Origin of the sequence: Saonia flava (assembly GCF_011927795.1) — a bacterium.
Taxonomy (GTDB): Bacteria; Bacteroidota; Bacteroidia; order Flavobacteriales; family Flavobacteriaceae; genus Saonia; species Saonia flava.
The window spans coordinates 2001236-2024191 of the sequence record NZ_JAATJJ010000001.1 but is presented as its reverse complement, the minus strand read 5'-3'; the positions used below and the strand labels follow the sequence as shown (position 1 = coordinate 2024191).

Below are 22956 nucleotides of genomic sequence, written 5' to 3'. Positions count from 1 at the left end.
CCTTTTTCTTCGAAAATAAGAGCCTATTATTCTTCCACTATTGTTTCCACAGAATCAACTACTTGTTCCATAGTCTCAATTGCTTCTTCAGATACTGGTGCATTTTCATCTACCCAAATATCACCTTCAGCTGCTTTTGGATTGGCGGGCGTTGTACCTTGCATGGACAAAATGTAACTGGCAACTTGTGCTATTTGTGCGGGTTTAAGACTTTGCTTCCAGGCAATCATTCCCTTACCGTCTCTACCTCCTTCAGAAATGGTATTGAATACATTTTTAATTCCTCCCCCGAGAATCCAATATTCATCGGTTAGATTTGGACCTATTCCACCACCGCCATCGGCCATATGACAAGCAACACAGTTGGCTGTAAAAACATTTTCCCCAGTTTTTAAATCAGATGCTTCGGTTAATAACTCCACTGTGCTTACATCTACCAAATCCTTGGCCGTCTTTTTATACTCTTCTACAGAAATTTTAGCTGCAGCCATCTCTTGTTCATATTCCTGTTTCTGGGTATAATCATAAAACACATGAAAACGAACCAGATAGATAACTCCAAAAATGATAGTTGCATAGAACATATATACCCACCATGGCGGTAGTTTATTGTCCAACTCCTTAATACCATCATAATTGTGGTCTAGTATAATTTCACCCTCCTCCTCAATAGGTTTATTACCCGTGAGTTTTTTGTACATGTTCTTGCCCCATGTCCATTCCCTTTTTTCAGCTTTTGAAGCTAAATATCTTTCTTTGGCCTCAGGCGAAAGGGTTTGGAACATTACATTTTCAATAGATTTCACAATGAGTTCTATGGCTATTAATATCATTAACACCAGAATAAGGAAATATTGGGTTATGGGATATTCTATAAATGCGGGTTTATCTCCAGAGTCTATAAAGTACTCCATTAATCCAAAGATGATAAAAAAGATGAGCGGAATTCTAATCCACCAAGGACCTATATTTTTCATAATTGATTGTTTATTTGGTTGTTATCTTCAAATGGAAGTTCACTGACTTCTTTTATATATTCTTTCTTTGCTGTAAACACCCACCAAAATAGTAGAGCAAAAAAGACAAAGAAAATAAGTAATGATATCATGGGATAGGTTGCTATTCCATCAATACTTTCCATATGGTTTTTTACAAATTTTAGCATGGCTTAATTATTTTTTGATAATGTTTCTCCTGTTTCCTTTATTTTAATATCCGTGCCCAATCGCTGTAGATAGGCAATTAGTGCAACAATCTCTCTGTCTCTCATTTCTACAAAAGGCTCTCCGTTTTCCTGGGCATACTTTTTATCTTGCTCATAGCTTTTTGCAAAATCTGGATTGGTATACAGGTTTTTTTCTATTTGTATAGCTTGTTTGTCCATGGTTTCTTTTGCATTGTCAATATCGGTTTCGGTGTATGGCACACCTAATGAGACCATGGCATTCATTTTTGCTTCAATATTACCGCGATCATGCTCATTTCGTACCAACCATTGGTAGGCGGGCATAATAGAGCCAGATGAAGTGCTTTGTGGGTCATACATATGGTTTAAATGCCAATTATCTGAATATTTGCCCCCAACCCTAAACAAATCGGGCCCCGTACGTTTACTTCCCCAAAGGAAGGGATGGTCATACACATATTCCCCAGCTTTGGAATATTCACCGTAGCGTTCTACTTCACTTCGGAAAGGTCTAATCATTTGGGAATGACAACCCACACAACCTTCTCGAATATATAGGTCTCTTCCTTCCAGTTCTAATGGAGTATAAGGTTTTACACTTGTAATCGTAGGAATATTGGATTTCACCAAAATTGTGGGCACAATTTGAATGACTCCACCAATTAGAATAGCAATGGTCGCTAAAATGGTCAACTGTATAGGCTTACGCTCCAACCATGTATGGAATGTTTCCCCGGCCGTTCTTTTTTTGGATACTCTAGTTAATGCAGTAGCTTCGGCCAATTCATCTTCTACTTTGCTGCCCGAACGAACAGTTTGTACAACATTGTAGAGCATTACAATAAACCCAACAATATACAATGAACCACCAATTGCCCGCATCCAATACATAGGTATAATCTGAGCAACTGTCTCTAAAAAGTTACCATAAACTAAAGTTCCATCTGGATTAAAATCTTTCCACATTAGAGCCTGGGTAAAACCTGCAACGTACATTGGCAGTGCATAAAGAATAATACCTAATGTGCCAATCCAAAAATGGAAGTTGGCCAAACCTTTAGAAAACAATCTGGTTTTAAACATTTTTGGTACTAACCAATACACCATGCCAAAAGTTAAAAAGCCATTCCATGCCAATGCACCAACATGCACGTGTGCAATAATCCAATCACTAAAGTGAGCTATTGCATTTACATTTTTAAGGGAGAGCATGGGGCCTTCAAAGGTTGCCATACCGTACCCAGTAATGGCCACAACCATAAATTTTAATGTAGGATCGGTTCGTACTTTGTCCCAAGCACCTCTTAAGGTTAATAATCCGTTGATCATACCACCCCAAGAAGGAGCAATCAACATTATCGAGAAGGCAACACCTAGGTTCTGCGCCCAGTCTGGCAATGAGGAATATAGAAGGTGATGAGGTCCAGCCCAGATATAAATAAAAATCAGGGACCAAAAGTGTACAATGGAAAGTTTATAGGAATAAACCGGTCTATTAGCCGCTTTGGGCACAAAATAGTACATAAGGCCCAAGAACGGGGTTGTTAAGAAAAATGCAACGGCATTATGGCCATACCACCATTGAACTAAAGCATCTTGCACCCCCGCATAAACGGAATAACTTTTTAGTGCGCTTACTGGAAGTTCCAAACTGTTAAAAATATGTAGAACAGCTACAGTCACGAATGTTGCCAAATAGAACCAAATGGCAACATATAGATGACGTTGCCTTCTTTTAATCATAGTGCCAATAAGGTTCCAGCCAAAAGCGACCCAAACCAGTGCAATAGCTAAATCTATGGGCCACTCCAACTCTGCATACTCCTTGGAGGTAGTATACCCTAATGGCAGTGTAATAGCAGCTGCGACTATAATAGCTTGCCAGCCCCAGAAATTGAAGTTACTCAATGCATCACTAAACATACGTGCTTTGAGCAATCGTTGGGTGGAATAATAGACCCCAGCAAAAATGGCATTGCCTACAAATGCAAAAATCACAGCATTGGTATGTAATGGTCTTAAACGACCAAAACTAAGCCATGATATACCATCGGTTACGTTAGGAAACAAAAACATGAATGCTAGGAGCAAACCTACTAGCATCCCAATAATTCCCCAAAATAACGTAGCGTATAGGAATTTCTTTACGATTTTGTTATCGTAATAAAACTGTTGTACTTCCATAATTATAATTTTTGACTTTTATTTAGTTGGATTTTTTTTATTCTTTGTTGTAGTGGTTGTTTTTACTAATTCGTCTTCAAAAAGCATGCGTACAGATGGTGTATAGGAATCATCATATTGACCATTTTTTACGGACACAATAAATGCTGCAAAAAAAATGACAGCAACAACAATGCTAATTGCCAACAACACATATATTACACTCATACCAGCCTTAATTATTTTGTAAAATTATCTCCCTCTATTTCCTTAAAATATGACATTTGTCAGCTTTTTATTTATTTTAATTTCCTTCCCATAATATTGGTAGCACCCGTAGTAAATACAACAACACTTATAGAACTTAGTGGCATTAAAATAGCTGCAATAACAGGCTGCAATTGTCCAGTTACGGCAAAATACAGACCAGCTATGTTGTAGGCCAAAGAAAGCATAAAGCTTAGTTTTATTATTTTCATAGCTTTTTTAGAAGCGAGAACATACTTATAAAGTTCTTTAAATTTTGATGCGTCCATAATACCATCGCACGCAGGGGAGAACACATTTACATTTTCGGATATGGCAATACCAACATCGCTTTGAGCCAATGCTCCAGCATCATTAAGTCCATCACCGACCATCATCACTTTTTTGCCTTGACTTTGAAGAGATTTAATAAAGTTAAGTTTGTCTTCGGGTTGTTGATTAAAAAAAAGAGGTGTTCCTTTTGGAAGGAGTAATTCCAATCTAGATTTTTCCCCATTGTTATCTCCCGATAGGATGGACACATCCATTTTTTTTGACATGGATTTAAAGATCCTTGAAACCCCTTCCCTATATTCATTTTGAAAAACAAACCGTCCCTTATATATATTGTTGGCACTTATGTGTACTGAGGTTTTCTCAAGATTATTTTCCAAGGTTTTACCAACAAAAGAAGCGGATCCAATTTTTATATGGGAGGATTCTTTAGAAGCTTCAATACCCTTTCCAAGATATTCTTGATAATCGTCCAAGGTCATAATGTCTTGTTCCTGGAGTATATTGTACAAGGTTCTACTTAGAGGATGATTTGATGCCCGTAAAGTATTTTTTAAAAGAGATTCCTCGTCGGAGGTTAGCTCTAGGCCTTCATAGCTGACAGTACTTTTTTTCGAGGTTGTTATGGTTCCTGTTTTATCAAAAATTGCAGTATCTATTTGTGCCAGTTGCTCTATAGTGGTTGTGTCCTTTAAGTAGAACTTGTTTTTTCCAAAAATGCGAAGCAAATTACCTAGTGTAAACGGAGCTGCTAAAGCAATAGCACAGGGACATGCGATAATAAGTACAGCTGTAAAGACATTGAGGGCCTTAGTACTATCATAAAATAACCAAAAACCAGTGGCCAATATGGCAATGGAAAGCACTGCAACCGTAAAACGTCTACCTATGCTATCTGTTAAGGTTTGGAAATTGTCTGACTTATTTTTTTGAAAAACCGAATTACTCCATAACTGGGTAAGATAACTTTGTGAAATGGTTTTTAGAACTCCAATTTCTATGGAGCCCGATAGCTGTTTTCCTCCAGCGAATACCTTGTCACCAGAATTTAAATTAACAGGTTCTGATTCCCCTGTAACAAAACTATAGTCAATTTGAGCATTCCCACTAATTAGAATACCATCCACAGGAATTAATTCTTGGTTTCTAATTAATAATTGGTCTCCCTTTTTTATGTCATAGACCTGGGCATTCTCTTCTTTGCCATTTTTGCCGATACGGGTAATGGCAATAGGGAAATAAGATTTGTAATCCCGTTCAAAAGAAAGAAAGGAATAGGTTTTTTGTTGAAAGAACTTGCCAAGAAGTAGAAAAAAAACAAGACCCGTTAGACTATCAAAAAACCCTGAACCCCAATCAAATATAATCTCTATAGTACTACGCATAAATAAAACAATTATGCCTAGTGCAATGGGAACATCTATATTTAGAATTTTAGACCTAATTCCCTTAAAAGCGGAGGTGAAATAATCTTGGGCTGCATAAAAAACTACAGGCAGGGAAAAGGCAAACATAAGCCATCGAAACAAGGTTTTGTATTGGTCTATCCAAAAACCATTTACTTGAAAGTATTCAGGGAAAGATAAGAACATTACATTGCCAAAAGCAAAACCAGCAACTCCAACCTTATATAACAGATTATTGTCTGTCCTTTTTTTAGTCTTACCATAATCATCTAAAGAAATATAGGGTTCGTACCCAATTTTTGTCAATAAAATTACTAGTTCTTTCAAAGAAAGATATTGGCTCTTAAAGGTGATGCGAACGGTCTTTTTGGGAAAATCTACATATGAACTTACCACGGAGCCATGTAGTTTATTAAGGTTCTCCAAAACCCATATACAGGAACTACAATGAATGTGCGGGATATAAAGATTAATTATTTGAAGGTTTCCATCATTAAACTCCACCAATTTTTCAATGATAGAATCATCATCAAGAAAATTATATTTTCCTTCAACCAAATTTGGCGTGGTCCCTGCGGAGGTTTGCAAGTCATAATAATAGGAAAGGTCATTGCTGGAAAAAATCTCATAAACAGTTTTACAGCCATTGCAACAGAAATCTTTGTTATCAAAATGAACAGGGGGAGTTCCACATTCATCGCCACAATGGTAGCATTTTAACGAATCCATAAATTTGCTCATTATACCAATGGCAAAGGTTTTAAAAGCTGTTGAGATAAAACATGATTAATATCAGGTTTTGTAAGTATAGATGTTTAATTTTATGGTTGTAGTATGGATGAAGGACTACAAAAGGAAAGGTTTTAAATGGGTATTAAAATAATATATAGGAATGGACTTAAAAGACAAAGTAGTATATATTACGGGTGGTTCTAAAGGAATTGGGCTGGGCGTTGCAAGAAAATTATTGGAAGCGGGAATGAAAGTTGCCATAAGCGGAAGAAGTGCAAAAGCTTTGGAAGAGGCAATAAAATACTTGAATGCTGGAGACAATGTCCTAGGAATTACTTCTGATGTAACAAATAGTGAAGATGAAAATAAGGCCATAAAGACAATTATGGATAAATGGGGACACTTGGATGTAGTCTTGGCAAATGCTGGCGTGGGTCATTTTGCCCCAATTGATGAGCTTTCCTTTGAAGATTGGCACCAAATGATAGATACTAATCTTAATGGTGTTTTCCACACGTTAAAAGCTTCGGTAAAGGCATTGAAAAAGTCCAAAGGTTATTACATAACCTTGGCAAGTTTGGCTGGCACTAATTTTTTTCCAACTGCAGCGGGATACAATGCCACCAAGTTTGGTGTAGTAGGGTTTACCCAAGCAGTTATGTTGGATTTAAGAAAATATGGAATAAAAGTGTCTACTATTATGCCAGGGTCAGTTGCCACCCATTTTAATGACCATGTGCCTTCTGATGCGGATGCATGGAAAATACAGCCAGAAGATATTGGTGATTTGGTTTTGGATTTGCTTAAAATGCACCCAAGAGCATTGCCCAGTAAAATTGAAGTAAGACCCACAAGGCCAGATTTAAAGTAATCATAGTTCTTTTTCAAGAAAGGAAATTTCTGGATTACATATTTCCAGTATGAGTTCTTTTAAAGAGGCTTTAAAGTTAGTTAGGGTTTCTTCATTGATATAAGCATTTTCAGCTTTAAACTTTAGTAGACCGCTTTTTAAGTTTTTAAAAGAATAGATTCCTGCCTCTATCGTTTGAAAAGATTCTTTTTCATTATACATCAAGGCGTAGCATAATAGTTGAAAAGCCTTGTTTTTTTTGTAATCATTATTTAATCCTTCCCAATCAGTTAGTTTAACATCCCGCGCCTCAACCTTTCCTGTTTTGTAATCAATAATTCTTATGACCCCGTCTTTTTCATCAATTCGGTCTAGTTTTCCTTTTAATATTACAGGGAAATCTAGTTCTGCAATATTTAGTTTTACCTCTAGTTTTTCTTCCAGTCCTATTATTTTGATTTGATGATTTTTCACCTCATGTATTTCCATTTGTATAAATGTTTCTATATACTTTAGAACAACATTATATGCAATGAGATTTTTTCCACTTGTTATATCACCATCGGAATAGGTTTTTTTAAAATTAGAGGTTACAATTTTTGGTATAGATGTTTTTATGGCCATTAGGTTTTCCTGGGTCAAAAAAGAACCAACAAATGGCATATATAATTCCTCTAAAGTGTCATGGACTATTGTACCGAATGTATTGGCAGCTACATTTTCTTCTACCTCCAAAACATCATTAATCTTAAGAATACTTTGTTTATAAAAATCAATTGGGTTTCTAATGTAATTGGAAAGAGATGAGGGAGAAAATCCTTTGGATGCTAATTTTTTTATTTCATTGATCAAGTTTTCGCCCTTTTGGACTTGCTCTAAATTTTTGGAAACGGCCTGTATTTCTGGTGATGCAATGATTTGGATAATGTCCTGTGCTTTATTTTCATCAGTCAATAATTGGGTAATGAGCCTACTTTTTTCTCCCCCTTCCAAGACATCAGGTTCTGTATTATAGAGTATATATACATTTTTTGCTCTATGCAACAGCCTATAGAAGTGGTAGGTGTAAACAGCGTCCTTTTCTTTATAGGTTGGCAGGTCATATTCCTTTTTAACATCAAAGGGGATAAAAGAGTTGTTTGATTTTCCTGAGGGTAAAATACCTTCATTTACCGAGGTAATGATAACTGTTTCAAAGTCCAAGTTTCTACTTTCTAACATACCCATTACTTGTAAACCTTTTAATGGCTCTCCCTGAAAGTCCAAAGTTTCTGATGAAATAAGTTCTTGGTATAGCCCATACAGTGTTTTTAAATCTTTAATAAATGAGTGTTTTTTAATAACTTCATCTAACTGATTGAACAGTCTATTAAACCGGTACAGGTATTCAAGACCCAAAGAATTTCCTTTTTCAATAAAAACGTTTTTAATTCCTTCAATAAGGCGCAAGCTCTTCTCAACAAATTCAATTGGTGAGTCTGGATTTTTGTAAAATAAAAGCGATAGGGGGCTGGACTTTTTTTGTGATGCCAATCCCATTTTATGAAGGTTAATATGGACCCAATTTTTTTTGATTATTTCCTCGCTGATTTTGGAAGAGGAATTTTCCTCGTCAACAGATAGTAGAATCTGAACATAGGGATGGGAGAGAACATCTATAACATTTTTAAAATACCACCCTTTGGAACTAGTACTTATATAGAGTTCAAATAATTGGGAAAACAAACTCGCCACTGGTGTTTTATGTAGCGGATATCCCATTGTAATGTTTATGCCTTCAATTTCTTTTGGAATTGAATTGATAATTGGATTTAATAAGGTTTCATCACCTAATATTACTGCGGTATTTTTTATATAATCTCCATCTTTTTCTTTTAAATCTTTTAGAAGCCCACCAACATATTTTGCTTGCGAAACACTTTTGGGAACTCCTATAACTTGGATATTTTTTTGGGAAAGGTAAATATTGCTGAAGCCTTTTAAAGGATTATCTCTAAAGTAAGGCCAATTCTTTTTGTGTTGTCTAATAAAATAACCCGCATCATGGATAGGATCTTCTAGAAAATAGGAATCAATATCCCAATAAATATCTCCAATGCCATATTCAAGGATTTTTTGTATAATGTAGTCTTCTGCTTTGTTCAATGCATTAAACCCTATAAATATATGCTGTTTACTATTTACGGCAATATAGTCTTCTATATTGGCGGTGGCTTTTCTATAGACCAATCCTTGATGCCCAATTCCTTTATCTATTAGATTTGAATTAAAATGGGTATACAGTTGCTCCAAATTTTTCCAAAAATGAATGTATGCTTTCATCATTTTTGTTTTATCCCAATAATCCAATTCTTTAATGGCATATAGGTAAGAGAATATTTGTTGGGGGTTAACTAAATAGCGATCTATCTCATTAATATCTTGGAGAAGAGTTTGTCCCCATTTGGAAAAAGAATGGAACTCATCTTTTTCACCATTATATGTTTTTAAATAACTATTATAAAGCTCAAAGAGTTGTTGTGTATTGGAAGCATACGAAATTCCAGACACCTTTTCCACAAAACTTTCAATGGAGTATATCTTTGGAGAAAAAAAAGTTTTCTTGGCCGTTTTGGCCAAGTTGTTTTTTAGGAAAGTACCAGCGCGCTTACTGGGAAGAATAAATACTACATTATCAAAGCTTTTGTATTTGGCCCATATATTACTTATTACCTCTTCTAAAAAACTTTGCATGGGTAAAAATAAAAAAAGCTCCGCATTATGCGGAGCTTTTAATTTTATTAAAAAGGTTTTACTTGATTTATTTAATCAAGTTGATTTCTACCCTTCTGTTTTGAGCCCTACCAGCTCTTGTATTATTTGTAGCGATTGGCTTGTCTTTACCATATCCAATGGCAGTCAATCTATCAGCAGAAATTCCTTCATTAATCAAGAAATCTCTAACTGAATTGGCTCTAGAATCAGATAATTTCTGGTTCAATGATGCACTACCAACACTATCAGTATGTCCTTCAACAGTAAACTTAGCAGTTGGATACTCGCTTAAGATTTGGATGATATCAACCATTACTGAAGTAGACTCAGCTTTGATAGAAGATTTACCAGTATCAAACAAGATAGTTCTTGCATAATCATTCAATTGCTTTTGAACTTCTTCAGTTACTTCTGGACAACCTTTGTTGGCAACAGTACCAGCAACATCTGGACAAGCATCATCTTTATCCAATACTCCGTCACCGTCAGCATCTGGCCAAGGACAACCTTTGTTTTCAGCTGGACCAGCTTCGCTAGGACAAGCATCATCTTTATCAGCAACGCCGTCACCGTCAGCATCTGGACAACCAGCTAAGGCAGCCAAACCAGCTTCGCTAGGACAAGCATCATCTTTATCAGCAATACCATCACCGTCAGCATCTGGACAACCGTTCATTTCTTTTGAACCTGCAGCATTTGGACAAGCATCTTTGCTGTCTTCAATACCATCACCGTCAGCATCTGGACAACCGTTGAAAGCTTCTAGACCAGCAACTTCTGGACAAGCATCATCTTTGTCATAAATACCATCACCATCTGTATCAGTACCACCAAATTTGATAGCAAGACCAGCCAAGTGTTGGAAGTGAGGAGCTAAATAGTCCTCAAATGCATGTTTGTATTGAGTTTGTAAGGTAAGACCCATGTTTTCTGAAAACCAGAAGTTAAGACCTACACCACCGTTTACAGTACCGGCACCAACTTCATCAATCCAAGTGTAACCACCACCAATTTCAATAAATGGATCAACTACAGTGTTTTTTAGAAGATTGTATTTAATGGTACCATCTACGGCATAGTATGATAAATCATCTACTGCAACATCGCCCCATTTGCTGATTCTGTTTAAAGAACCTCTAGCGCCTACAGAAAACCCATCACCTACAGACTTAGATAAGCCAACATAAGAAATAGATGGCAAGATATTCCAGTGGTCAGTTGCATTAAAGAACTCATTACCAAAAGAACTAACATCACTCGTAGGATAAACGTCCACTGCGTTTACACCAAAGCTAATCTGCCATGGGTTGTTTTCGTCTTGCGCTTGTACGTTGCTAAAACCTACAAGAAGTAAGGCAACAACTAATAATTTGCTAAGATGTTTCATGTTTAAAAATTTAAGTTTTAAGTGTTTATTAGCTGCAAATGTAAGTTGTTAAATATTATTAACAAAATCAATTTCCCATTTTTTTTAACGCATTTCATACTAAAAAAGATGCATTTAAACGATTTTTTCTCTTTTATTATCATAAAACATTGTCGAATATTGAATCAGGGGTGAATGTTGAATCAATTATATTGATGAAGAAAATCAAATGAATTCTGGTGTAATTGTATCATTAATATAGACAATAATCTTATTTTCAACATAAAACCCCATATCTTCCAAGGCATCTGAATATGAATACAGTTGTTGTTTGTACTTCGGGTTTTTTAAACCAGTTTTATAATCAATTACCGTTGCGTTCTTATTTTCAAAAACAACTCGATCCGGTCGCAGTATATTCCCATCTTTGATAATAATGTCGGTTTCATTTTTAACTAGAACACCAATGTCATAATAGGGTGACAATAGTGGGTGATGAATGATTTGGAATACTTGGTTTTTAAGAAAATTAATTTCCTCTTCTGTTATATCTCCATTTTGGACTAGAGAATCAAAAGCTTTGTCCACATCCTTTATGGTTTCTATATGCCCCATGATATGGTGGAGCGTATTACCTTTTGAAAGTGCATTTTCCCTGTTTGTTCCCCATAACACACCGGATTTGGTGAGTATATTAAAACTGGGCCTTTCCTTAAAGGTATACTGGTATTTTATACTTTGTTCTTGATTTTTAGATTGTTCTTCTATTATTGCTGCTTCCTGGATTCCAAATTTATATATGTTGTTTTGTGAATCCCAAAGCCCCTTATGAATTAAATAATCTATAAATAAGCCGGAATAGTAGTCGGTTTTGTAATCTCCCTTACTGGAAAGGTCTTTCATGGTAATTATATACAAAGATTTAATAGCCCTGGTCAATGCAACATATAGAACATTAAAAGCATCCAATTCCAGTTTGGTTTGTTCATCTATATATAATTCTTTAGAGACATCATTATAATGCTCCATTTCCTGCTTTTTGGTCAATAAAAGTTCCTCAAACCCATTTGTATAATTGGAATTTGGACGAAACCATATTTTTTTATCTTTCCCCCTCTTTCGGCTGTATATGTCGGAATTGGCAAAAGGAAATATAACAATGGGAAACTCCAGTCCTTTTGCTTTGTGAACACTCATTATCTGGACAGCATTTATATTTTCTGGGGCAGGAATGCTCAACTTCTCACCTTTTTTGTCCCAAAAGGCGAGAAAAGTATGAATGCCGGTCCCTTCTTTTTGTTCAACGTCCAGAACATTATCCAACAAATAAGTTATATGTGCATTGGACCCGTTAATTAAAGAAAATTGCTTTATGGCATATTCTAGCCCATCGTAAACTGATGTCTGCTTGATCCGTTCCAAACTAAAATCATAAAAATCCAATAAAAGTACTTCTAATGAACTTAAATGCTGATCGATATATTCATGTTTGTTTTCATTATCAGGAGCTAGATAATATAGTAAGGAATAGGCATTGCTTAAATTTTCTGGGTTGACAAAATACCGTAAAAGATTGATTAAGAATTGGACCTTTTTACTGCTTACCAATAAAAGGGAGTCCGTTGAAATAATTGGAATTCCATTTTGGACAAGAAAATCTGCCAAGAAAACCCCTTTTTTGTTTTCTCTTACAAGGATACATATATCCCGATATTCATATTTTTTTTCTAGGATTGAATAAACAGTATTTAGAACCTCATTGCAATAAAGAACATCATCATTTTCTTCCGGACGACCCTCTAAAAAGGAAAGTTGGACAAAACCCTTTTCTTTGGAATTATAGTTTTGTTTATTTCCCTCAATAAAGAGCGATTTAAAGATTTCATTATTTAGGAAAGACGAAATATGCGTAAAAAACCCATTGTTGAATTCAACTATTTCTTTATGACTCCTATAATTTGAAGGAAGATTTTGGGTTTCTGGTTCAATAACAAAGGGATTACTTTTTAAAGTAATGAGATTTAAAAACTGCTCCGCCTTTCCTCCTCGCCATCGATAAATTGCCTGTTTGGCATCGCCCACTAAAAACAAGGAGCCTTTTTCTGCTTTTATGTTTTCGCCTTCGAGAGCATTGCCAACAAGTGGGATTAAATTTTCCCATTGCATTTGGGAAGTGTCTTGGAACTCATCTATGAAATAATGTCGGTATTTTTCTCCCAAACGTTCATAAATAAAAGGAGCGGGCTGATTTTTAATTTCTTTGGATATAATTGTATTGAAAGCGGAAATGTGCATTTGATTTCTTTCTTCCTCAATTTCCCTTATTTCCTTTTGTATTGCATTTAGAACCGTTAAGGGAACAACGTTGCCATATGCGTTTTTTAACAGGGCAATTTCCGATATGCTATTTTTAATTATTAAATAGGTTTCCAATAATTGGGGAAGCAATTGGTCAATGACCTCCTTTTTTCCGGAATCCAATGTTTTGTTGTAGATAGCTCCTTCAATTAAGTTTTCCTCTAGTTTGTTAGTATAAAGTTTCTGATAGTCGAAAATATTGTTGGTTAGTTTTAAGAAATGATTTGGGAGGGTTTTTCTGGTGAAGTCTCCGTATTCCAGCCCACTATTTTCAATTGACTGTAAAATGGTCTTTGCATTTTGGGCACATTCTCTTTGTTGGGAGAGTATTTTGTCCTTCAACCGTTTTTGCAAATCCAGAAAATCATCAATGCTTTTATTTTTTAGTCTATCAAGATGGGGCGCATGGGTCTCATCAAAAAGTAGTTTTCCAATTTTATTTAAATCAAATGAAACATCCCAACTTTTATCATCATCAATTTTTTCCAAAGTAAAATCAATCAATATTTTTGTGAGTTCTTTGTCTTCACCCGCTTTACTTATCAACCTGTCGACAGCTTCGGCCAATAGTAGTTCAGTATCCATGACCACTTCAAAATTCTGGGGAAGGTTCAAATCTTTTGCAAATGTTCTAATTAGCCTGTGGGTAAATTTGTCTATGGTAGAAATATCAAAAAAGGCATAGTTGTGAAGAATATCTTTTAATATACTTTTTGATTTTTTCTTTAACTCATCGGGATCAATACCCAACTCGTGTTGTAAATCTTTAAACAAAGATGGAGCATTGGTGAAATCAGAAATTTTACTAAAACTGTGCAAGCTTTCAAGGATTCTGCCTTTCATTTCGTTTACAGCTTTATTGGTAAACGTAATGGCCAATATATGTTGGTAAGCCCAATTGTTTTTCGAGGAGAAAACTATTTTGAGGTACTCCTTTACGAGTGTATAGGTTTTGCCAGAACCCGCGGAAGCATTATAGATTTTATAAGAACTCTTTTGCACGTGCATTTATGTGCAAATTAAGCATTCTTAGAGAGTTCTTAACAAAGAATTAGTGTAATTTATCTTATAAAAGTGTAAATTTGAGTTCCTATATTTTTTAATCTAAAAACAGAATAATTATGTCTTTTGAATTACCAAAATTACCCTATGCATATGATGCACTGGAACCACATATTGATGCTAGAACCATGGAAATTCATCATTCCAAACACCATAATGGATATACTACAAAACTAAATGGGGCCATAGAAGGAACCGATTTGGAAGGAAAATCCATAGATGAAATTCTTACAGGGTTGGATTTGTCCAACGGGGCCGTTCGTAATAATGGAGGAGGATTTTATAACCATTCCCTGTTTTGGGAAATAATGTCACCAGATGGAGGAGGAACACCTACAGGAGGGTTGGCAAGCGCAATAGATGATGCTTTTGGCTCTTATGAGGGTTTTAAGGATGCGTTTTCTACTGCTGCAGCGACAAGATTTGGTTCTGGATGGGCCTGGTTGTGTGTTCACAAAGGTGGAAAAGTAGAAATTTGCTCAACACCTAATCAGGACAACCCGATTATGCCCGGAATTGGTTGTGAAGGTTTCCCAATCTTAGGATTAGATGTTTGGGAACATGCCTATTATTTAAACTATCAAAACAGAAGACCAGATTACATCAATGCCTTTTTTAATGTAATAAACTGGGATAAAGTTGCGGAGCTGTATAAAGCAAACAAATAAAGCAGACCCTTAAATAGCTTGTTGAACAATAAAAATCCGTCCAGTAAAACTGGTGCGGATTTTTTTTTGGATTTACTTAAATAGAAAAGGGTGGAGAAGCCCCCACCCTTTTCGTCCCAAATCTTACCATAAACTTAACCTACTTATGCTATGGCGGGACTAAATTACTGGTATTGTGAGAAATAACAAAGAAATTTTAAGAAATTTTAATTTTAGGGATACTGTTTTTAATATTTTTCTAGTGTAGAGTAGAAGGAAAAAACTAACTAATATGTTGATTTTCAGCAATAAAAAAGGCGGATGTTAGTCCGCCTTTTTTCCCCAAATCTTACCATGAACTTAACCTACTTATGCTATGGTCCTCCAAAGGTAAGATGGGACGCATGTTTTCTAAAAGTTTTTGGATGAATACCCTTATAATTGGTTGAAATACAGATTAAAAATAATTGCTTTATAAAAGGTGGAGAAAATGCTTACATAAAAGAGAGAGGCAATAAAAAAGGTGGAGAAGTCTCCACCTTTTTTGCCCCAAATCTTACCATGAACTTAACCTACTTATGCTATGGCAAGTCTAAAATAGTTGAGCATGGTGCTTAAAAAGCTATAAGTACGACAAAACGCATATTTTACCGATGAAATACAGCATTGTGTGCATCTTGTCGAATGCCGTCAGTAAGCTCTTACGTTTTTTCCTTCGTAAAAATTGATAAAAGCTCTATTCACAACCTTATTGCCGCCAGGTGTTGGGTAGTTTCCGGTAAAGTACCAATCGCCTAAATTTTTAGGACATGCTAGATGTAAATTTTCAATGGTTTGATATATAATTTCTACTTCTGCATTAATATCATCCGGACTTAAAAGTTCTCCTATTTTTTTGGAAATTTGAACAGCCGTGAACGGGGAATAAAATTCTTTTACATAATTAATGACATCTCTGTCTTTTGAATGTACTTGTTCAATACATTTCTTATAAATGTTTTCAACAACATCCATGGTGTTTGCATCTTTATGAAGGTCCAAAGCAGCTCTAAAAGCAATAAAGTCTTCTAGTTTGGCCATGTCTATCCCATAACAGTCTGGATATCTTATCTGTGGGGCAGATGAAACCACAATTATCTTTTTAGGTGATAATCTGTCCAGAATTCTTAGAATGCTCTTTTTAAGAGTTGTGCCACGAACAATACTATCATCAATAATTACAAGATTGTCATTTTCTTTTACAGACCCGTAAGAGATATCATATACATGTGTTACCAAATCGTCCCTACTACTGTCCTGGGTAATAAACGTTCTTAATTTGGCATCTTTTATTGCAACTTTTTCTATTCTGGGCCTAACCTCCAAAATTTTATGTAATTCTTCTTTGCTAATGTTGGAGCCAATAGAGAGGATTTGCTCTTCTTTTTTCTTATTCAAATAATTTTGAGCTTCTTTGACCATACCAAAAAAAGAAGTCTCTGCAGTATTTGGGATATATGAAAAAACGGTATTTTTAATATCACTATCAATGGAAGCAAGGATTTGGGGAAAAATTAATTTTCCTAATTCTTTTCTTTCTTGATAGATTTCTTTGTCACTTCCCCTAGAAAAATATATACGTTCAAAAGAACATGCTTTTCGTTCCGTTGGGGGCAATATTTCTTTAATGTAAAAGTCACCACTCTTTTTTACGACAATTGCATGCCCAGGATCTAGTTCTTTAACTTTTTCAAATTTGACATTAAAAACGGTTTGTATGGCCGGTCTTTCTGAGGCAACAACCACAATTTCATCATCATGGTAATAGTATGCAGGCCGTATGCCTGCAGGATCACGCAGTACAAAAGAGTCGCCATGACCTAACATGCCCGCCATGGCATAACCCCCATCCCAATTCTTGGAAGCTCTTTTTAAAATTTTGGAAAGCTTTAATCTTTCCGCAATTAGGGGAGAAGCATCTTTTTTACTTACGTTTTCTTTTTTTATTTCTTTATAAAGTTTGGCAACGGCATCGTCTAAAAAATGACCAATCTTTTCCATAACCGTAACAGTATCCGCCATTTCTTTAGGATGCTGCCCCAATTGAACAAGATTGTCAAAAAGTTCATCAACATTTGTCATGTTAAAATTCCCGGCAACAATAATGTTACGGTGCATCCAGTTATTCTGTCTTAGAAAAGGATGTACACTTTCAATGCTGTTCTTGCCAAAAGTACCATAACGGACATGACCCAATAACACTTCCCCAATGTAGGGAATGTTCTTTTTTTGTAATGCCACATTGTTCTCGTATTCTGGATGCTCTTGTAGTGTGGTGTTTATTCTATTGTTTATTTGAGCAAATATATCTTGAATAGGTTGTTGGGCTATAGAACGTACTCTGCTCATATATCTTTCACCAGCATCCATGTCCAGTTTAATACTTGCAAAACCAGCACCGTCTTGTCCACGATTGTGCTGCTTTTCCATCATGAGGTACATTTTGTTTACACCATAAAAAGCAGTGCCATACTTTTCTTTATAGTATTCCAATGGTTTTAACAAGCGGATAAGGGAAATTCCGCATTCATGTTTAATGGCATCACTCATTATTTATTCAAATTAAAAAAGCCCTGAATTTTCAGGGCATGGGGTTATTCTAATTCTATATCAAACTGTGTCAATTGCTTAAATTGAAGCAGTCTTTGTTTTACTTCTTTTGAATCCAAGTTTTCCAAGCGTTCGGTGCCAAATTTCTCCACACAGAACGATGCTAGGTTGGAACCATGTACGATGGCGTTCTTTAAATTGTTAAAAGAAATATTTTTGGTTTCGGCTATATAGCCAACAAAACCACCTGCAAATGTGTCTCCAGCACCTGTGGGGTCAAACACCTCCTCTAACGGCAGGGCAGGGGCAAAGAATATATTTTCATCATGAAACAACAGAGCTCCGTGCTCCCCTTTTTTAATGACCACAAATTTTGGTCCCATTTTGTGAATTTTCTCTGCGGCTTTTACTAGTGAATATTCATTGGTCAATTGCCGAGCCTCTTCATCATTAATAGTTATCACATCTATATGTTGAATAACCTGCAAAAGTTCTTCCAAGGCATTATCCATCCAATAATTCATGGTGTCAAGAACAATTAATTTTGGTTTTTTCTCCATTTGTTCAATAACACTCATTTGGGTGCTTGGATGAAGATTTCCTAGCATTACAACATCAGCATCTTTATAATTATCTGGTACTGTAGGATTAAAATCTGCAAGGACGTTTAACTCTGTCGCCAAGGTGTCTCTTGAGTTAAGATCATTGTGATATTTGCCACTCCAGAAAAAGGTTTTGCCCCCCTTAACAATTTCTAAGGAGGAGATGTCAATTTTTTTACTGATGAGCAAATCCAAATATTCTTGGGGAAAATCGTCCCCAACCACTGATACAATGGCAGCATCTATATTGTGAAACTGCGAAGCGGCAAGACCAATAAATGTTGCTGCACCACCTAAAATTTTGTCTGTTTTTCCAAAAGGAGTTTCAATGGCATCAAAGGCTACGGTGCCCACAATTACAAGTTTGCCCATGCAAAGATAATTTTGGTGCAAATATACGAGAATGAGGATTCAATATTCAAATTCAAAAGAGGAATTATTTACGTCCAAAATCTGCAGGAATTTCTCCCCATGCCTTAGTTTCCCATTTTACTATGTTGGTGGTATAGGTATTTGTTTGTAACCATTGATGGGCTCTGCGGACCAAATCAAAAATAGGTTTGTTGTCGGCATTTTCCACAAGTTTGGTATTGCATTTTTTTTTGCGAATCCAACTAATTGCCGTTCTGGAATCGGTGTAAAGGATTCTATTGCTTTTTTGTTTTTTTAAAAAAGCCAAACCATGTACCAAAGCCAAAAATTCACCCACATTATTGGTTCCTTGCTGAAAAGGCCCTTGTTTAAAAAGTTCTTTGCCTGTTTTGGTATCTACGCCCCTATATTCCATAGTTCCGGGATTTCCACTGGAAGCCGCATCAACAGAAATAGAATTATAATTGGGCTCTCCTATTTTAAGGAGCTCTTCTTTTGAAAGTATTGGTTTTGAGGTTTTTTTTCCTTTGTAGTCACTGTACTTGCCATTGTATGCTTTTTTTGCCTCATCAAAAGATAAAAATGACTTGTATTCTGCACCTTTGTAGCCATCAATTGCTTTCTTGCAATCAGCCCATTTTGTATAAACACCAGGTTTATTTCCTTTCCAAACTGTGTAGAATTTCTCTTTTTTTGACATTAGGACTGGGTCAATACTTGTTCAATTATTTTTGGGAAGTGTTCGTATTCTAGCTGGTGTACCTTTTCTGCAATGGTCTCTGCACTGTCCTCTGGGGTTATTTTTGTTTTGGACTGATGAATTATGGCTCCTTCATCATAATTTTCAGTAACATAATGAATGGTAATCCCTGTTTCTACATCTTTACTCTTTTTAACGGCCTTATGAACATACATTCCGTACATGCCTTTTCCACCATATTTGGGTAATAGGGCTGGGTGAATATTTATTATTTTCTTTGGAAAGCTCTCCACTATTTTATGAGGTACTTTTAAAAGAAAACCTGCAAGTACAATTAGGTCTGGATTAAGGGACTTGAGCAAATTAAGAACACAGTCAGTTGTGTAAAATGCTGTTTTGTTAAAGCATAAAGAGCTTATATTTAAGGCGTTACACCTATCTAAAACTTTGGCATCCCTTTTGTTAGTAAGCACAGTGGCAATGGTAACGTTGGCATTATCTTGAAAGTAATGTACTATGTTTTCAACATTAGAACCAGAACCAGAGGCAAAAAGAACAATACGTTTCATGCAATATAACAACGTTATCTTAATAGAGATTTTGGGCTAAATTAATACTCTTTAAGGATTAATTTTATTAAATTACTATACATTTTACCGACAATTAGCGTTATTAATCCAAAGTTTTTTATTTTTGCCAACGATTAAATTTATTAAAACAAATATTATTATGTCAGACATTGCATCAAGAGTAAAAGCTATCATCGTAGACAAATTAGGTGTTGATGAGAACGAAGTTGTTGCCGAAGCTAGCTTTACCAACGACCTAGGAGCAGATTCATTGGATACTGTTGAGTTGATTATGGAGTTCGAAAAAGAATTCGATATTCAAATCCCAGACGATCAAGCAGAGAATATTGCTACTGTAGGTCAAGCTATAAATTATATAGAAGAAGCCAAGTAATTTTATGATATCTTGCTAAGATTATAAATTATCCATGTGGTAACAATGCTGCATGGATATTTTTTTTTAATTTCACCTGACTTAGGTTTTAAACAAAATTAAGCTCCATGCAGTTAAAACGAGTTGTGGTTACAGGTTTAGGTGCCTTAACACCTATAGGTAACAACATTGATGAGTATTGGGAAGCATTGAAGAATGGAAAAAGCGGATGTGCACCTATTACCTATTTTGATAGTGAAAAGTTCAAGACCAAGTTTGCTTGCGAACTAAAGAATTACAATCCCGAGGACTATTTTGATAGAAAGGAAGCTCGCAAATTGGACAGGTTTGCTCAATATGCCTTGGTTTCATCGGATGAAGCCATTAAGGATTCCAATATGGATTTGGACAAAGTGGACAAGTTCAGAGTTGGAGTAATTTGGGGAGCGGGCATTGGTGGTTTGGAAACTTTTCAAAATGAGGTTTTAAACTTTGCCGCAGGCGATGGCACACCAAGATTTAATCCTTTCTTTATTCCCAAAATGATTGCAGATATTGCTCCAGGAAACATATCCATAAAGCATGGATTTATGGGGCCAAATTATACCACAGTTTCTGCCTGTGCATCATCTGCAAATGCAATGATAGATGCACTGAACTACATTAGATTAGGCCATTGTGACATCATTGTTACAGGGGGTAGTGAGGCTGCCGTTACCATAGCAGGTATGGGTGGTTTTAATGCTATGCATGCCCTTTCTACAAGAAATGAAAGCCCTGAAACTGCATCGAGACCTTTTGATGCAACTAGGGATGGTTTTGTGCTGGGAGAAGGTGCAGGAGCCTTAGTTTTGGAAGAATATGAACATGCCAAGGCAAGGGGCGCAAAAATATATGCGGAAGTTGTTGGAGGCGGAATGTCCAGTGATGCCTATCATATGACCGCTCCCCATCCAGATGGAATTGGAGTAGTGAAAGTGATGGAAAATTGCTTGCGGGATGCTGGTTTAAAACCAGAAGATGTGGATGCTATAAATACACATGGTACATCTACTCCCTTGGGAGATGTTGCAGAATTAAAGGCAATTACCCAAATTTTTGGGGAACATGCTCCTGATATTAATATAAATTCAACAAAATCCATGACAGGTCACTTATTGGGAGCTGCAGGAGCTATCGAGGCAATTGCCTCGTTGCTTTCTATGAAGTATGGAATTGTACCGCCCACAATAAACCATACCACTGTGGATGAGAATATAGATCCTAAATTAAACCTTACGCTCAACAAGGCTCAAAAACGGGAAGTTAATGTGGCCATGAGCAATACTTTTGGATTTGGAGGCCATAATGCCTGTGTACTTTTTAAAAAAATCAGCTAGAATTATATGAATTTCCCACCAAAAATATTTAATTCCCATTCTAAAGAGGATGGGGATTTTTTTTTGGGGATAACAAAAATTTTAGGGTTTAAACCCAAAAACCTTCAGATTTTTAAAAAAGCCTTTCTTCATAGATCTTTAAACATAAAAGATATGGAGGGTAATCCAATGAACTATGAACGATTGGAGTTTTTGGGAGATTCCATGTTGGGCACTATTATCTCCAAATACCTATATAGTATGGTTCCAGAAGGGGACGAGGGTTATCTTACCAAAATGAGATCTAAAATTGTGAGTAGGGATCATTTAAATGAACTGGGAAAAGATTTAAACCTTATTGATTATGTGGAAAGCAGAATTCCAAAATCCCATTTTGGGAACAATATTCATGGAAATGTTTTTGAAGCTTTGGTAGGGGCAATATATTTGGATAGGGGATATTCTTACTGTGAAAAATTCATTAATAAAAGAGTTATTGAGCCTTATGTGGATATTGAGCAATTGGAGGGGAAGGTCATTAGCTATAAGAGTTTGGTTATAGAATGGTGCCAAAAAATGAAAAAGGATTTTGACTATAATGTTTATGAAGACACAGGCAATGATACTGTAAAACATTTTGCCGTAAAGCTTTCCATAGAACAAAATGTGGTGGCCAAGGCTAGGGCAACTTCCAAGAAAAAGGCAGAAGAAAGGGCGTCTAAAAGAGCCTACTATGCACTACAGCACCAAATGGAAAAATCAGAATAGCTATTTCAACTACAAAACAAAATACTATCTAAACATAGGCTGGAACTAGGCAGGTTGGGGTATTAATTATATATTTGCCGCTTACAAAGTTGGGATATGGCAACAGTGCATAAAATATCTGGAGATTTCTATGAAGACTCTTTTGCGTTGATAGCCCTGCACAGTAGCATGGAGGACCATGCTCTTGCATATGCCATTAACTTAACGTTAAATTCTAATTTTAAAAGAACAAAAGAGGATTTGGACGTTTCCCAGAGCATATCTTTCCCTATTTTTGAATGGAAGGATATAGTAAATGATAGGGACTATACCTTAATTGCAAATAGTAGTATTAAAGAGGAAAAAAAGGAACAAGATGGGCTTTTTCAATTTGAAACCTCTTTTACAAAATATCATTTGATTCCAGAATATAAGGAAGTGGATTATTTGTTAAAAATTGAACAGGATGAAAATGTTGTTGAAGAAAATATTATAGAATCAATTTTATCAATTCCAAGAATAGTTACAGCATATGTGCTGGATACTGAACAGTTAAAATCAAAAAAAAACTTAATATTTTAA

Annotated in this window: 18 protein-coding genes; 6 read left to right on the top strand and 12 right to left on the bottom strand. The window is 35.7% G+C overall.

The genetic code is table 11. The features are described 5' to 3' along the window. Positions 1–26 precede the first annotated feature (26 nt). The 5 genes from GGR42_RS08870 to GGR42_RS08850 form a co-directional block, all read right to left on the bottom strand. Positions 27–977, bottom strand: coding sequence for a cbb3-type cytochrome c oxidase N-terminal domain-containing protein (locus tag GGR42_RS08870; protein ID WP_167962976.1), 951 nt, complete (start codon positions 975–977; stop codon positions 27–29). Further along, positions 974–1165 (bottom strand): CcoQ/FixQ family Cbb3-type cytochrome c oxidase assembly chaperone, encoded by a 192-nt coding sequence (locus GGR42_RS08865; RefSeq protein ID WP_167962973.1) that lies wholly within the window; start codon positions 1163–1165, stop codon positions 974–976. The genes GGR42_RS08870 and GGR42_RS08865 overlap by 4 nt, the downstream gene beginning before the upstream one ends. A gap of 3 nt (positions 1166–1168) precedes the next feature. Then, positions 1169–3370 (bottom strand): cytochrome-c oxidase, cbb3-type subunit I, encoded by a 2202-nt coding sequence (gene ccoN / locus GGR42_RS08860; protein ID WP_167962971.1) that lies wholly within the window; start codon positions 3368–3370, stop codon positions 1169–1171. An 18-nt stretch (positions 3371–3388) separates the two neighbouring features. Then, entirely contained in the window at positions 3389–3577 is a 189-nt protein-coding gene (gene ccoS / locus GGR42_RS08855; protein ID WP_167962969.1) for a cbb3-type cytochrome oxidase assembly protein CcoS, read from the bottom strand. 71 nt (positions 3578–3648) lie between these two features. Beyond that, entirely contained in the window at positions 3649–6024 is a 2376-nt protein-coding gene (locus tag GGR42_RS08850) for a heavy metal translocating P-type ATPase (protein ID WP_167962967.1), read from the bottom strand. Positions 6025–6187: 163 nt separating this feature from the next. Here GGR42_RS08850 and GGR42_RS08845 point away from each other — a divergent pair, with 163 nt between their 5' ends. After that, positions 6188–6898, top strand: coding sequence for an SDR family oxidoreductase (locus tag GGR42_RS08845; protein ID WP_167962965.1), 711 nt, complete (start codon positions 6188–6190; stop codon positions 6896–6898). Here the strand turns inward: GGR42_RS08845 and GGR42_RS08840 are convergent, their stop codons facing one another. The 3 genes from GGR42_RS08840 to GGR42_RS08830 all read right to left on the bottom strand — a co-directional run bounded on the left by GGR42_RS08840 (position 6899) and on the right by GGR42_RS08830 (position 14363). Continuing rightward, the gene (locus GGR42_RS08840) at positions 6899–9610 is read right to left on the bottom strand and encodes a PD-(D/E)XK nuclease family protein (protein ID WP_167962963.1); all 2712 of its coding nucleotides are present in this window, start codon (positions 9608–9610) and stop codon (positions 6899–6901) included. Positions 9611–9677: 67 nt separating this feature from the next. Beyond that, entirely contained in the window at positions 9678–11018 is a 1341-nt protein-coding gene (locus GGR42_RS08835; RefSeq protein ID WP_167962961.1) for an OmpA family protein, read from the bottom strand. 204 nt (positions 11019–11222) lie between these two features. Next, positions 11223–14363, bottom strand: coding sequence for a UvrD-helicase domain-containing protein (locus GGR42_RS08830; protein ID WP_209023942.1), 3141 nt, complete (start codon positions 14361–14363; stop codon positions 11223–11225). 113 nt (positions 14364–14476) lie between these two features. On the opposite strand from GGR42_RS08830, the gene GGR42_RS08825 reads away from it, so the two are divergent. Next, positions 14477–15085 (top strand): superoxide dismutase, encoded by a 609-nt coding sequence (locus GGR42_RS08825; protein ID WP_167962959.1) that lies wholly within the window; start codon positions 14477–14479, stop codon positions 15083–15085. A 669-nt stretch (positions 15086–15754) separates the two neighbouring features. On the opposite strand, the gene GGR42_RS08820 is transcribed toward GGR42_RS08825, so the two are convergent. The 4 genes from GGR42_RS08820 to purN all read right to left on the bottom strand — a co-directional run bounded on the left by GGR42_RS08820 (position 15755) and on the right by purN (position 19896). Then, on the bottom strand, positions 15755–17653 hold the full coding sequence (locus GGR42_RS08820; RefSeq protein WP_167962957.1) for an amidophosphoribosyltransferase: 1899 nt from the start codon (positions 17651–17653) through the stop codon (positions 15755–15757). Between the two features lie 44 nt (positions 17654–17697). Continuing rightward, positions 17698–18627 (bottom strand): PfkB family carbohydrate kinase, encoded by a 930-nt coding sequence (locus tag GGR42_RS08815; protein WP_167962955.1) that lies wholly within the window; start codon positions 18625–18627, stop codon positions 17698–17700. Between the two features lie 64 nt (positions 18628–18691). After that, a complete protein-coding gene (locus GGR42_RS08810) occupies positions 18692–19327 on the bottom strand; it encodes a ribonuclease H1 domain-containing protein (protein ID WP_167962953.1) in 636 nt (211 codons plus the stop codon). Further along, positions 19327–19896, bottom strand: coding sequence for a phosphoribosylglycinamide formyltransferase (gene purN / locus GGR42_RS08805; protein WP_167962951.1), 570 nt, complete (start codon positions 19894–19896; stop codon positions 19327–19329). The genes GGR42_RS08810 and purN overlap by 1 nt, the downstream gene beginning before the upstream one ends. 160 nt (positions 19897–20056) lie before the next feature. On the opposite strand from purN, the gene GGR42_RS08800 reads away from it, so the two are divergent. The 4 genes from GGR42_RS08800 to GGR42_RS08785 all read left to right on the top strand — a co-directional run bounded on the left by GGR42_RS08800 (position 20057) and on the right by GGR42_RS08785 (position 22956). Then, positions 20057–20290 carry an acyl carrier protein gene (locus GGR42_RS08800; protein WP_167962949.1) on the top strand — a complete coding sequence of 78 codons (234 nt, stop codon included), beginning with the start codon at positions 20057–20059 and terminating at the stop codon, positions 20288–20290. 107 nt (positions 20291–20397) lie between these two features. Beyond that, positions 20398–21648, top strand: a complete 1251-nt coding sequence (fabF, locus tag GGR42_RS08795) for a beta-ketoacyl-ACP synthase II (protein WP_167962947.1) — start codon at positions 20398–20400, stop codon at positions 21646–21648. A gap of 6 nt (positions 21649–21654) precedes the next feature. After that, positions 21655–22395: a ribonuclease III gene (rnc, locus tag GGR42_RS08790; protein WP_167962945.1), complete on the top strand. Its 741-nt coding sequence runs from the start codon at positions 21655–21657 to the stop codon at positions 22393–22395. Positions 22396–22491: 96 nt separating this feature from the next. Then, positions 22492–22956 (top strand): IPExxxVDY family protein, encoded by a 465-nt coding sequence (locus tag GGR42_RS08785; protein WP_167962943.1) that lies wholly within the window; start codon positions 22492–22494, stop codon positions 22954–22956.